The 13,288-nt window shown below is 61.5% G+C and carries 12 protein-coding genes and 1 pseudogene; 8 read left to right on the top strand and 5 right to left on the bottom strand.

The window, feature by feature from the left end:
* Positions 1-21: 21 nt before the first annotated feature.
* From OIS53_RS13105 to OIS53_RS13090, 4 genes are all read right to left on the bottom strand, one after another.
* Positions 22-927, bottom strand: a complete 906-nt coding sequence (locus tag OIS53_RS13105; protein WP_264679022.1) for a cation diffusion facilitator family transporter — start codon at positions 925-927, stop codon at positions 22-24.
* Positions 928-1,164: 237 nt separating this feature from the next.
* Entirely contained in the window at positions 1,165-1,722 is a 558-nt protein-coding gene (locus tag OIS53_RS13100; RefSeq protein WP_264679021.1) for a hypothetical protein, read from the bottom strand.
* Positions 1,723-1,791: 69 nt separating this feature from the next.
* Complete coding sequence (locus OIS53_RS13095; RefSeq protein WP_264679020.1) at positions 1,792-4,200, bottom strand: TonB-dependent receptor; 2,409 nt, start codon at positions 4,198-4,200, stop codon at positions 1,792-1,794.
* A 171-nt stretch (positions 4,201-4,371) separates the two neighbouring features.
* Complete coding sequence (locus tag OIS53_RS13090) at positions 4,372-4,713, bottom strand: hypothetical protein (protein ID WP_264679019.1); 342 nt, start codon at positions 4,711-4,713, stop codon at positions 4,372-4,374.
* 266 nt (positions 4,714-4,979) lie between these two features.
* Here OIS53_RS13090 and OIS53_RS13085 point away from each other — a divergent pair, with 266 nt between their 5' ends.
* From OIS53_RS13085 to OIS53_RS13070, 4 genes are all read left to right on the top strand, one after another.
* A complete protein-coding gene (locus OIS53_RS13085; protein ID WP_264679018.1) occupies positions 4,980-5,162 on the top strand; it encodes a hypothetical protein in 183 nt (60 codons plus the stop codon).
* Positions 5,163-5,377: 215 nt separating this feature from the next.
* Positions 5,378-5,734, top strand: coding sequence for a hypothetical protein (locus tag OIS53_RS13080; protein ID WP_264679017.1), 357 nt, complete (start codon positions 5,378-5,380; stop codon positions 5,732-5,734).
* 179 nt (positions 5,735-5,913) lie between these two features.
* On the top strand, positions 5,914-7,746 hold the full coding sequence (gene htpG, locus OIS53_RS13075) for a molecular chaperone HtpG (RefSeq protein ID WP_264679016.1): 1,833 nt from the start codon (positions 5,914-5,916) through the stop codon (positions 7,744-7,746).
* Between the two features lie 159 nt (positions 7,747-7,905).
* Positions 7,906-8,862 carry a toxin-antitoxin system YwqK family antitoxin gene (locus OIS53_RS13070; protein ID WP_264679015.1) on the top strand — a complete coding sequence of 319 codons (957 nt, stop codon included), beginning with the start codon at positions 7,906-7,908 and terminating at the stop codon, positions 8,860-8,862.
* Between the two features lie 402 nt (positions 8,863-9,264).
* On the opposite strand, the gene OIS53_RS13065 is transcribed toward OIS53_RS13070, so the two are convergent.
* Entirely contained in the window at positions 9,265-9,624 is a 360-nt protein-coding gene (locus OIS53_RS13065; protein WP_264679014.1) for a YraN family protein, read from the bottom strand.
* A 117-nt stretch (positions 9,625-9,741) separates the two neighbouring features.
* On the opposite strand from OIS53_RS13065, the pseudogene OIS53_RS13060 reads away from it, so the two are divergent.
* From OIS53_RS13060 to OIS53_RS13045, 4 genes and pseudogenes are all read left to right on the top strand, one after another.
* Positions 9,742-10,749 (top strand): annotated as a pseudogene (locus OIS53_RS13060) (bifunctional phosphoglucose/phosphomannose isomerase); the annotation flags it as partial.
* Positions 10,750-10,865: 116 nt separating this feature from the next.
* Entirely contained in the window at positions 10,866-11,660 is a 795-nt protein-coding gene (gene lipB / locus OIS53_RS13055) for a lipoyl(octanoyl) transferase LipB (protein ID WP_264679013.1), read from the top strand.
* Between the two features lie 21 nt (positions 11,661-11,681).
* On the top strand, positions 11,682-12,098 hold the full coding sequence (locus OIS53_RS13050; RefSeq protein WP_264679012.1) for a hypothetical protein: 417 nt from the start codon (positions 11,682-11,684) through the stop codon (positions 12,096-12,098).
* A 60-nt stretch (positions 12,099-12,158) separates the two neighbouring features.
* The gene (locus OIS53_RS13045) at positions 12,159-13,232 is read left to right on the top strand and encodes an MraY family glycosyltransferase (RefSeq protein WP_264679011.1); all 1,074 of its coding nucleotides are present in this window, start codon (positions 12,159-12,161) and stop codon (positions 13,230-13,232) included.
* Positions 13,233-13,288: the final 56 nt, after the last annotated feature.

Raw genomic sequence — 13,288 nt, 5'->3', positions numbered from 1 at the left:
CCGGGCGCGTGCAACGCGCCTCTACGCGCAGCAGCCGTGGGCGCCCATCAGCGGAAATTCGTCTTCGAGCTGCACGGTGCAGTGGCTGATGTTGAACTCGTGGTGAAGGTCGTGCTGCAAGTCGCGCAGAAACTGGTTGCCGTTGGAGAGGCCAGGCCGGACCAGGTGCACGGTCAGGGCAGTGTCCTGGGTGCTCAGGGGCCAGATGTGCAGGTCGTGCAGGTCCGTAACGCCGGGGCGGCTGAGCAAGAACTGCCGCACGGCCGCCACATCAATAGCAGCAGGAGCGGCTTGCAGGCTCAGCTGCACGGTTTCGCGCAGCAGCCCCCAGGAGCCCACGGCCACTACGGTCAGAATCACGAAGCTCAGGGCCGGGTCCAGCCAGTGCCAGCCCGTGAAGTACACCACGGCCCCGCCCACCACCACGCCCACCGACACGAGCATGTCGGTGAGCAGGTGCAGGTAGGCCCCGCGCACGTTCACGTCCTGCCCCCGCCGAAACAGCCAGGCCGTAAAGCCGTTGATGAGCACGCCCAGGCCCGCCAGTACCATTACCACGGGCCCGTTCACGGGCGTGGGGTGGCGCAGGTGGTCTACGGCGTCCCACAAGATGGCGCCCAGGGCCAGGTAGAGTAAAGCGGCGTTCAGCAGCGCAGCCTGAATGGTGGCACTTTTGTAGCCGTAGGTGTACCGCTCTGTGGGCTGGCGGCGGGCCAGCCAGGTGGCACCCCAGGCCAGGGCTAGGCTCAGCACGTCGCTCAGGTTGTGCCCGGCGTCGGAGAGCAGCGCCGAGGAGTTGGCCCACAGTCCGCCCGCTACTTCGGCCGCTACAAACAGCAGGTTGAGGCCAATGCCCCAGCCAAACGCGCGCCCAAACTCAGTGGGCGCGTGGTGATGATGGCCGTGATGGTCGTGGTGATGATGCATGCTGGATAGGTTTCTCGCTGAGGCTCGCAGAGGATTACGCGGAGGTCGTTTCGGCGTTAGAACACTGCGAAACACTGCGAGAAATGTACTTAAACGGCTGCTTTTACGTGCAGAGATGCTGCCACTGACAATCAACTATAAAAAGAAAACACCGACCACGGGCCGGTGCCTTGCTCCAATTTCTCCACAACCAAAGCAGGAGAAAATACCGGGGCTACCCCCAGTGCCGGGGGGCGCCTACTGGATGGTCACCGGGAAGGTGGCGTCTACATCCGTGTCGCCCAGGTTGGCAGCGCCCGTTTTGATGCCGGGCTGGTGGCGCAGCACCACGCGCAGGGTACCCGAGGCCGCCGCCGCGGTTTGCACGCGCGAGGTCAGGCCCACGTCAAGGTTTTTGGCGTCTTTGTCCGTGATGGTCACCGTCAGCAGGCCCGCCGGCGCCGGCGTATACACAAACAGGTGGTCTTCTTTTTCCTTGCTGATTTCGTCGGTGATGCTCTCGGCGGGGCTCTTCGACTCGTCGAGCAGGGTAATGGTGGCGTTGTAGGTGGTATTGGGAGCCAGGCGAAGCGTGCCGATAACCGGAGCCGCGCCGCCGTCACCATCCGCGTCTTTCCACTCCACCGTCACGGGCGTGCCCGTGCCCGAGGTAGGCGTCAGGGTGTAGCGCACGGTTGTAATCAGCTCGTTGTCTTCTTCGGGCTGGGGGTCGTCATCGTCGCAGGAAGTCAGGGTAGCCAAAGGAGCTGCCAGCAGCAAGGCCAGCCAGAAGGGACGGAATTGAAGGTTTTTCATAAGAGTGAAGGGAACGAAGGAGATGAAAAAGAGGAATGAAAGCAAAAGCAAAAAGCCGGTGCTTACCCGTTACTTACCCAGCGGAATGCGGACCCGCACGCTCACGTTGCGCCCCATCTCGTGGAGGTAGTAGCGGTAGCGGTTGAGGTAGTCCCGGTAGGTGGTGTTGAGCAGGTTGGTACCGCTCAGGTTCACATCGAGCGGGTGGCCGGCCAGGCGGAAGGTGGTGCCCAGCTCGGCGTTGAGCAGGGCGTAGCCGGGCGGGGCGGCGGTGTAATCCACCAGCCCCTCGGCTACGGCCTCCGGAGTGCGGGTCTGGCGGCGCACGCCCAAGCCGCTCAGCTGGGCATATGCCCCCGAAAACCGGGTGGCGGCGGGCAGGCGCACATCGTGGCGCAGGGAGGCTTCTAGGCGGTCGGCGGGGGCCAGGATGAGGTAGTCGCGGCGGGTCCGGTCACGCTCCACCACTACGGCAGCTTTGGCCCCCAGCAGCCAGCGCGAAGCCAGTTGGTAGGTCGCCGTGGCGTCTACCCCGCGGAATGAGGCGTCGGTTTGCTGGTAGCGGTAGCTCGGAAAGCGACCCCGCACCGTGAGCACCGGTTCAATGATGGTCTGGTAGATGTAGCCGTCGAACAGGGTCTGGTACACGGTCAGCTCCCCGTTCAGGCGCGGGTTGTCGTGCCAGGTGGCCGTGAGGGCCGTGTGCCAGGCGGTTTCCGGCGTCAGGCCACGGGCCCCAGCCGGGCGGCTGATGTCGTAGCCTTCCTCGTAGATGCCGTTGTGCACCCCGCGGCTGGCCCGCTCGTTGGCGGCCGGGGCCCGGCGGGTCAGGGAGGCGTCGGCGCGCAGGGTCAGGTGGGCGCCGGGGTCCCAGATGGCGCCCAGCGAGGCGGCCGGCGTGGTGAACCGGAACCGCTCTTCGCGCACCGCAAACTCGCCGGCCACGCGCTCCGGGCGCTTGGTGGTTAGGTCGCGGCGGTCCAGGCGCAGGCCGCCTTCCAGCTGCCACCGTCCGTGCTGCCAGCTTTCCAGCCAGTACACCCCGCCCACCAGGTTGGTGTAGTAGGGAATGAAAAAGCGGCTGCCGGGCCGGTAGGTGTTGCTCTGGTAGGTGCCGCTCAGCCCAATGCTGCCCGTGAGCCCGCGCCAGGTCCGGTGCTCCCAGGCCACATCGGCGGTGGTGGTGCGGTTGCGGTAGTCCAGCTCGGGCAGGTTGCGGGCCGCCCGCTCATCATTGCGCTGCCCGTACTTGTCAAACTCACTCCGAAAGTCTACCTGCCGGGCTACGGTGGCCGTGAGGCGGCCCGCTGCGCCGGTGCGCACAAACCCGGTGAGCTTCAGCAAGTCGTGGCGCACCTGCTGGTAGGGCCGCTCAATGTCGTAGCTGAACTCCGACGTCACCAAGGGCCGCCGCAGCCCCGCCGCCCGCTGAATGTCCTCCAGGCTACCATCGGGCACCGGAAACAGCCCAATCCGGGTGTTGTACTGGCTGAAAAAGGCCTCGACACCGTACGTGGGCTTGCGCCAGCCCAGGGCCCCCGAGTAGTTGTATTCGGCAAATGCCGAGTTGGCAATATTATACTCCGGCGTGCGGGCCGTGGCGGCGCGGCGCACCGTGCCCTGGGCCCGCCAGCTCAGGGCCGGCAGGCGGCGCAGGTTGCCATCGAGCCGGGCCGAAGCCGCCCCCAGGCCGTTGTTGCTCATGCCCACCAGGTGCGCTTCGCCACCCACCCCAGCCGTGTCGCGCAGGGGCGGGGGCTGCACCAGCACCACGCCACCCAGGGCATCGGAGCCGTAGCGCACGGCTGAGGCGCCCTTTACCACGGTCAGCTGCGAGGCCAGAAACGGGTCCAGCTCGGGGCCGTGGTCCTGGCCCCACTGCTGGCCTTCCTGCCGCACGCCGTTGTTGAGCAAAGTCAGGCGGTTGGAGTGCAGGCCGTGCACCATGGGCTTAAAGATGCTGGGCCCGGTCTGGATGGCCGTTACGCCCGTCACCTTCCGCAAGGCTTCGCCCAGGCTTTGCCCGCGGGTTTGCTGCAAGGCTTCGCCGCTGAGTGTGGCCGTGGCCTGAGCCGAGGGAAGCATCACGCGCTGCCCCTGCACCACGGCGCTTTTCAGGGCCACGGCGTCGGGGTGGAGGCGGAAGTCGCGGATAACAGTGCCGGCCACGCGTACCTCCACGGTTTCGGGAGCGTAGCCCACAAATGTTACCTGCACGCGGTAAGTGCCAGGGCAGAGGTCCAGGTGGTAGTGGCCGTCGGCCTCAGTTTGCGTGGCTTGCTGAGTTTCCAGCACCACCACTGTAGCCCCGGCCAGCACCTGCCGGGACTCGTGGTCCTGCACGCGGCCGCTGAGCAGCAGGGCGCACTCTGCCGGGGAAGACTGCGCCACCACGGGCCCGGCCACCGTCCACAGCAGACTTAGCCACAGCCCACGCTGCACTGCCCTCCGGAGCAGGCCCGGAGAAGAAAAAAGCATAAACGAAAAGAAGAGAAACCTACCGGCAGAAACTAAACCGGCCGCCACACGCTGCACTAGCCCAGTACGAGTACCGACATTCAGCCGCGCGCCGCGCAACTAAGCAAGCCAAGCAGCTACAAAAGCGTAGCCCGGACGTTGCCGAACACACGCACAAGGCAGCCTCAGAAGCTAGCTCCGGCTGGGCGGCCCGCGCAGGGCCGGGTGGAAACAGGGCGCCGCGTAACCCGGTACCGTGGCCACGGTAAGCACCGGCGCTGCCGTGCCACGGGCGGCCACCGGCAGCACCACGGGCAAAGGAGCCTCAAAGGCCGACTTAAAGAACTGGTCGGTGTCGCAGTGCTGGTGCTTGGCCGACAGCAAGGATTTGCCCTTGGGCCAGCCCGGCGCCTGCGTGGGCTCGTGGGTAGTGTGCTGATGGGCGTGCAGCGCCAATACCCAGGCATCGGGCAGCAGCACCCGTGCAAAGCACAGGAGCAGGACTACAGCCAACCGGGAACGGAGTGCGCGCATGAGCAGCAGGTTTTGCCAGGAAAACAAATGTAAGCGGAAAAACCAGAATACGACTCTCCGCTTCCCGAGGGCAGGGTGTTGCATTTTACGAAAGCATAACTCCCTGACAACCTTGGCGCAATACCTGCCGGCGACCTTTGTGGCGTCCTTTAATTTTTAGCCACGCCCATGAAAACTGTTGCTATTCGTTTGCTCCGCCGCGTAATAGGCGCGTTGCGGCCGGCCGTGAAAACGCCCGCTGCCGGAACTGCCGAAGTGCTGTTTGTATGAGCGGCTCTGCCCGGCGCCCATTCGCTTACCGCTTGTCGCGCTACGGCTACCGCAAGCCGCTGGTGCCCGCTAGTAACCCGGCGCAGGCTCAAGCCGCTGTTCCCGCCTCGGCTCGGGTGCCCGCCGAACAACTGGAAGCTACTTTGGCAAACAAGAAAATGTACCATTTCGCCGAGTAGAAAATGTGTATAGTCGAGAATTCATATTATAGCTAGTATAGCCTGCTACATTCGCTAATCCAGTTGCTAAGCTCGGCTGGTTAAGCGTCTGTGCCATGTTTTGTGTCTTTGAATCGTTATACGTTCAGGTAGAAGCTGATTTACGCGTGCTGCGGTGGGAATGGCACGGCCCCCTGACGGGCGCGAGTTTTCGGGCTGCTTTTAAGCAGCTGCTAATGAGTACGCAGCAGGACCGCGTTACCGGCTGGCTGGCCGATATTGCCCACCTGCCGCTGGTGAGCATTGATGAGCAGGCATGGCTCAGCGACGTGTGGCTGCCGCAGTTTGCGGGGCTGGCTGTGCGCACCGTGGCGCTTATTCTACCCCTGGGGCTGCACAACCAGCTGGTGCTGGAAAGTGTGCTGGCTGATAGCCGCCGCTACCCCTGCGCCGAAATTCAGTTTTTCTCCGACATTCCCGCCGCCCTCGACTGGCTGACCGGCTCAGCCCTGCTGGCCGAACAGTTGGAGCGGCAGTGGGAGCAGGCCCACCCCGATTCGGGCCTGAACTGCTCAGCCAGCATACCGGTATAATTGGTAAAGCAAGAGGGGAAGGGCCGGGGTGGGGTCCTATGTTTGAAGCGGCGGCGCTGTCAAACTGACAGCCGGGCGCGAACTGGAATACGATTTGGAGGCGGCCGGGCAGCGTGGTTGGCTGGTCTGCCAGCTGGCCCGCGCCGGTTTTCGTTTTCACTCCTCTTTTCCAACGCACTATGCAAGAGAAAGGTAGCATCTCGATTCACACCGAGAATATCTTCCCCATCATCAAGAAATTCCTGTACTCCGACCACGAAATCTTCCTGCGAGAGCTGGTCAGCAACGCCGTGGATGCCACGCAGAAGCTGCGCAGCCTGGCCCAGTTGGGCGAGTACAAGGGTGAGCTGGGCGAGCTGAAAGTGACGGTGAGCGTGGATAAAGACAAGCGCACCATCATGGTTTCGGACCGCGGCCTGGGCATGACGGCCGAGGAAATCAAGAAGTACATCAACCAGATTGCCTTCTCGGGTGCCACCGAGTTTGTAGAGAAGTACAAAACCCAGGATGCCGCGGCCAAAGACCAAATTATCGGGCAGTTCGGGCTGGGCTTCTACTCGGCGTTTATGGTGGCCAAGGAGGTTGAAATCTTCTCTAAGAGCTACCAGGAAGGCACCGAAGCCGCCCACTGGACCTGCGACGGCAGCACTGAGTTCAGCCTCGAAACCACCGATAAGGCCGAGCGCGGCACCGATGTGGTGCTGCACGTAGCCGAAGACTCCGAGGAGTTTCTGGAGCCCCAGCGCCTGCGGGGCATCCTGAACAAGTACTGCAAGTTTCTGCCCGTCGAAATCGAGTTTGAAGGCCAGGTAATCAACCAGACGGCCCCCATCTGGACCAAGCAGCCCTCGGAGCTGACCGACGAGGACTACACCAAGTTCTACCAGGAGCTATATCCGTTTTCGGAGGCGCCGCTGTTCTGGATTCACCTCAACGTGGACTATCCGTTCAACCTGACGGGTATTCTGTACTTCCCCAAGGTGAAGGACGAGCTGCAGTTCCAGCGCAACAAGATTCAGCTCTACTCGCGCCAGGTGTTTATCACCGATGAGGTGAAGGACGTGGTGCCGGAGTTCCTAATGTTGCTGCACGGCGTCATCGACTCGCCCGACATTCCGCTCAACGTGTCGCGCAGTTTCCTGCAAGCCGACGCCAATGTGCGCAAAATCAACACCTACATTACCAAAAAGGTAGCCGACAAGCTGGCCGAGCTGTTCCGCAAGGACCGCGCAGGCTTCGAGGAAAAGTGGCCCGACATCAGCCTGTTTGTGAAGTACGGCATGTTGTCGGATGAGAAATTCTACGACAAGGCCAAGGACTTTGCGCTGGTACAAAACACGGCCGGTAAGTTCTTCACCCTGACCGAGTACCAGGAGTTCATCCAAGCCAACCAGCAGGACAAAAACGGCCAAACGGTGGTGCTGTACACCACCGACGCCGAAGCCCAGCATGCCTTTGTTTCGGCCGCCACCGACCGCGGCTACGATGTGCTCAAGCTCGACGCCGTGCTCGACCCGCACTTTATCGGGCAGCTGGAGCAGAAGCTCGAAAAAACCACCTTCAAGCGCGTCGACGCCGACACCATCAGCAAGCTCATCGAGAAGGAAGAAGCCACCGAGAGCGTGCTCAGCGACGACGACAAAACCAAGTTGCAGGAGCTGTTTACGCAGGCCGTGAGCAACGAGCACATGCACGTGCAGGTGGAAGCATTGTCGCCGCAGGACGCGCCGGTTATCATTACGCTGCCGGAGTTTATGCGCCGCATGAAGGACATGCAGCGCGTGGGCGGTGGCGGCGGTATGCAGATGTTCGGCTCTCTGCCCGACTCCTATACCGTGAGCGTGAATGCCAATCATCCCGTGGCCCAGCGCGTGCTGCGCGCCGACGCCGATGCCAGCGCCAAGCTGGCCCGCCAGGCGTTTGACCTCGCTCTGCTGGCGCAGGGTATGCTGAAAGGTGAGGCGCTAACTGCGTTTGTAAAGCGCAGCGCTGATTTGCTGGCTACCGAGTAGTCTTAAAAAGTCTTAAACGCTCTAAGCAGTACAAAACCTCGGTGCCAATCAGGTGCCGGGGTTTTGTTTTTTCAGTGAGGTGCGCCGGTTGTATCCGCAGCCAGGCACCAAATCCATCTAGTTTTGCGTTCGATGCTGCGAATTCAGTTTTCTTCCGCAATGCGCCTATTCCGTTCGTCTCCCTTTTTGCTGCTTGGTTTGTGGCTGGCTGCTGCCTGCGCTAAGAAGACGGTGTCTTTCAACAGCCGCCCCAACGAGCTGCTGCAAGCTACTGCAGCTGATAGCTTGGCCGCTGCTGCCGGCGACACCACGCGCGGCAAGCCATCCTTAGAGGCTAAGCCCGTGGCCCTAAGCAAAGATCAGGAACGAGCCGCTAAGGATAAGGAGAAGGCGGCCCAGCGCAAGCCCAAGAAAAAGAAAAAGGTTTTTTTGGGTGAGCGAATCAAAAAAGGCTATGTGAAATCGGGGGGTAAAGGCAAAAACCAGATAGTGGAGGTCTTCTACTATTTGCGCGACTTCCAGCAGCCCAACCCGTACGCCCCGGCCCGCTACTACTTCAGCCCGCGCAAGCGCAAAATCTTCAAGGCCAGCGGCGAGCTGAACCCCTCTACCGACAAAGTGCTGCACGGGCCTTATAAGAAAATGCAGGGCGGCAAGGTGGTAGAAACCGGCTACTTTGCCCTGGGCACGCGCCACCTGCGCTGGGAGCGGCTCAACCGCGACAATATCCTGCAACTCAAAACCCACTACGAAATGGGTTTCCCGCGCGACGCGGCCATTACCTACTACGACGCGGCTCAGAAGCAGGTGAAGGAGGTAATTCCGTACCTGAACGGTGAGCTGGAAGGTGACTACGTGCGCTACCACGAAAACGGCCAGCGCGACTGGGAAGGCCAGTTTGAGAATGGCCGCAAAGTGGGCGAGTGGACCAAGTTCTGGGGCTTCCGCAACCGCGCCCATTACAAGTACCTCTACGGCGAATCGGGCTATGAGCCGGAAGTAGCCGAGCCCGTGCTGGTGAAAGAGTATAACCGCAACGGCGTGCTCATCTACGAGAAAGACAAGCTCGACAACCGCGGCAAACCCGATAACTCCCGCCCCGGCGCCCGGCGGTAAAGTGCTACAACGGCTCTCAGGTCTGTGTAGCAATGTCGTGCTGATGTTTCGCCTCACCCCCCGGCCCCCTCTCCGGAAAAGGAGAGGGGGAGCCTAACAAAGAGAGTACGCTGTCCTAAAAAACCGCTATAAGCATCCTTATGAGGACGCCGGATGAAACATCCGTAGGAAGGCAAAGCCAATGCATCTTTGTCACGGCTCTAAGCTTCCAACTTCTCGAAAGCCCCTGATGCCAATGCGGACATCAGGGGCTTGTCGTATTTAATGACGTCAGGCTCCCCCTCTCCTTTTCCGGAGAGGGGGCCGGGGGGGGAGGCGCCCGGCAGGGGCTTTGGAGTAGGTCAGCACTTGTCACCTTGAGAAGATTGCTTTGTTCCGCATCCTCGCAGTGACAGCCAACCATCAATAGAAAGCATCCTCGAAATGCTCGACGCGCAAGCCGGCAGCGGTAGGCGTGAGGGCAACGATGTCGAAGCGGATGTCGCCGGACCAGCTGAGGTCCTCCTGGACTTGCTCGGCGGCCAGGCGCAGGAGCTGCCGTTTCCGCTCGGTCACAAACTCCTCGGGGTGCCCGTACTGCACCGAGGAACGGGCTTTTACCTCCACGAACACCAACAACTCGTGGCCCTGCCGCACAATCAGGTCTACCTCGGCGCGGCGGTGGCGGTAGTTGCGGTGCACCAGGGTGTAGCCGCGCTGCTCCAGGTAGCGTAGCGCAGCGTCCTCGCCGTCGTGGCCGAGCTGATGGGCAGATAGAGGCATACGGGAAGGAAGGGAGCCGCGTCGGAGTCTTGGGCTGAACACGGCTAAGCAGGAAAACTCAACTGTTAAGGTTGGCGCTAAAACTAGTACCTTTGCGCGTTTTCTGAGAAAAATCGAAGCCCTATGAAGACTCTGGTCGAGCAGTTTAATGCGCAAATGAGAGATGCCATCCGCGTCGGGAAAGCCAGCCAGCTGGACTTGCCGAAGAAGGCCTACCGCAACGTCGTAATTGCCGGCATGGGCGGTTCGGGCATTGGTGGCAGCGTGGTGCAATCTATCCTGCTCGACAAGCTGCCCGTGCCCGTAACGGTAGTAAAAACCTACACGCTGCCGGCCTTTGTAGGCCAGGACACGCTCTTTATCGGCTGCTCCTTTTCGGGCAACACCGAGGAAACCCTCGAAGCCCTGACTCACGCCCAGCAGCAAGGCGCCACCATCGTGTGCGTGATGACGGGCGGCGAGATGCAGAAAGTGGCCCAGGAGCGCAACTATCCGCATATCATGTTCCCCGGCGAAAGCAAAATGCCCCGCGCCAACATCGGCTACTCGGCTTTCCAGCTGTTTTACGTGCTCGAAGCCGCCGGCCTCATCGACGGCTCCTACCACGCCGACCTCGACGAAGCCGTGCAGCTGATTGAAGCCACCGAGGAAGCCGTGCGCCAGGAAGCCCAGCAGATTACCACTGCCCTCCAGGACCGCCTGCCCATCGTCTACGCCGATGCCCTGCTCGAATCGACGGCCGTGCGCTTCCAGCAGCAGGTGAACGAAAACAGCAAGCAGCTGTGCCACGTGAACACCTTTCCGGAGATGAACCACAACGAAATTGTGGGCTGGGAATTTCCGAAGCGTATTTTGTCCGCCAGCACCGTGCTCTTTCTGCATTCGTCGTTCGACCACCGGCGCGTGGCCCAGCGCATGAACCTGTGCCGCCCCGTGTTCGAGGCCCAGGGCGCCCAGGTGCTCGACGTAACAGCCCAGGGCCGCTCGCTTACCGCCCAGGTTTTCTACCTCATCCACCTGCTCGACTGGGTCAGCATCTACCTGGCCGAAGCCAACGGCATCGACCCGGCCCCGGTGAAGGTAATCGACCGGCTCAAGCAGCAACTGTCGGCTCAGTCGGCGTAAGCTGCCATCCTCAGCACGAAATGGCTAAATTGCTGAATGCAGGAAACGGACGTTTGGCAGCCAGCCGGCGCGCTTCGCTTTTCCTGCTTTCCGCGGTTTAGCCATTTTTTCTGCCCATGTCTACTACGTACTCTTCCTGCGCCAGCCCGGTAGCAGCGGCTGTCGCCCCAGTTGCGGCGGCTCCGGCCGCCGCGGGCCAAAACCGCCGCATTGAGGTGCAGCGGCTGGGCCAGGTAGCCTACCAGCCCACCTGGGATTTGCAGGAACAGCTGCTGGCCGACACCCTGGCCGTAAAAACCAGCAACCGCCAGGCTGCCGAAGCCGGCGCTGCGCCCCTGCCTACGCCCAACTATCTGCTGCTATGTGAGCATCCGCACGTGTATACGCTGGGCAAGAGCGGCAAGCCCGAGCACCTGCTGCTCGACGAGGCCGGCCTGGCGGCGCACGGAGCTACCTTTCACCGCATCAACCGCGGCGGCGACATCACCTACCACGGCCCCGGCCAGCTGGTGGGCTACCCCATTCTCGACCTCGACAACTTCTTCACCGACATTCACCGCTACCTGCGCGCCCTGGAAGAAGCCGTTATGCAGACGCTGGCCGGGTACGGGCTGGTGGCCGGCCGCATTCCGGGCCTGACGGGCGTGTGGCTGGATTTCGAGGAAGGTGCCGCCAACCCGCGTAAAATCTGCGCGATGGGCGTAAAGTGCAGCCGCTGGGTGACCATGCACGGCTTCGCCCTCAACATAACCACCGACCTCACGTATTTCGGCCACATTGTGCCCTGCGGCATTACCGACAAAGCCGTGACTTCGCTTCAGCAGGAGCTGGGCTACGCGGTGCCGGTGGCCGAGGTGCAGGAGCGGCTGCTGCCCCAGCTGGCCGCGCAACTGGGCGCCGAGCTGTTCTGAGCCGATTTAGCAAGCCGCTGTATGAAAAAAGATATTTCATTTGATCCGGTAGAAGGCGTGTCGGTGGCCGTAGTGCCCGACGATGCCGCCGCTACCGCCGAAGGCCAGGCCGGCTGGCAGGTGTACCTGCTCAACCACAACGAGTATCCGCTGCGCAACGTGATTGTGAATGCCAACGGCTACGGCAGCAATCCGGAAGGGGAGCCCGTGCGTACGTCTACGCTGCGCCACGTGCTGCTGGAAGTAGAGCCCCGCTCGGCCGTGCCCATTGAGCCCATCGACCCGGCGCTGTTTCACCTTAACAATCAGTATTGGGTCAGCTACTACCGCGGGGCGCAGATCTTCGACAAGAAGTTCATCTTTGTGCCCGATTCCATTGTGCCCGACAACCTGACGCACATTGCCCTGCTGGAGCGTTCCGGCGTGCTGCACAGCTAGGCCTGCTTACTTATCACCGGGCCTCCGCGCGGGGCCCGCTTACCTTAGATCCGAACCGCAATGAATGCACTCGGAATTCAGTTGGGCTTGTCCTCCCTGTGGGCATTTCTGGTGGCACTGTTCGCCGTTCCGTCCATCATCTACATTGCCCATCTGAAGAACATGCTCGACACGCCCAATGTGCGGACCGTGCATGAGTCGCTGACGCCGCGCCTGGGCGGGGTAGCCGTGTTTGCCGGCTTCATGTCGGCCCTCACCATCTTCGCCCCCCTCGATAATGGCGTGCAGCAGCTGCTGGCCGGGTGCATCGTCCTGTTTTTCGTGGGGCTGAAAGATGACCTGGTGAGTATATCGGTGTCCAAGAAGTTCATCGGCCAGCTCCTGGCTACTGGTGTGGTAATGATTATGGCCGAGCCCGAAATCCGCATCACCAACTTCCAGGGCATTTTGGGTGTGCACGAGCTGCCGGTGGGCATCAGCTACGCCTTCACCTTTCTGGTTATCGTCGGCATTACCAATGCCATCAACCTGATTGATGGCCTCGACGGCTTGGCCGGCACCATCGTCCTGATTATCGTCAGCACCTACGGCTACTACTTCTACCGCTACGGAGGCCCCAACTTCCAGAACTACGTGTTCGTGTCGGTGTGCGTGGTGGGCGGCATGCTGGGCTTTCTGCGCTACAACTTCCATAAAGCCACCATCTTCATGGGCGACACGGGCTCTTTGGTCTGCGGCTTCATTGTGTCGGTGCTCACTATTCAGTTTATTGAAATGGGCCTGAAAGTGGGGCAGCCGTTTGCTTCCTCGTCGCCGGCAGTAGCGGCCGGCATTCTGTTCGTGCCTCTGTTTGATACGTTGCGCGTGTTCATCGTGCGCATGATGGCCGGCCGCTCGCCCTTCTCCCCCGATAAAAACCACGTGCACCACCGCATCTTGGCCATGGGCTTTCAGCAGATCAGCACGGTTATGCTGCTGGCCCTGCTCAACCTGATTGTGATTTTGTTTGTCATCAATTTCGCCTACCTCGGCAACACAATGCTGATTGCCGCCCTTGTGGCGTTTTCCTGTCTGCTAAGCATTTTCCTGGGCGTATACCACAGCCGAACCGCCCGGCAGCGCGTGGCCTCTTAACCCCAGGTTTGCTGCTCCTTTTGCCCCTGTCACTCACTTTCCACCCTCGGCCTAGT

The organism is Hymenobacter sp. YIM 151500-1, from assembly GCF_025979885.1.
GTDB lineage: Bacteria > Bacteroidota > Bacteroidia > Cytophagales > Hymenobacteraceae > Hymenobacter.
Note: the sequence above shows the minus strand (reverse complement) of the source record. Positions and strands in the feature narration are given on the sequence as shown.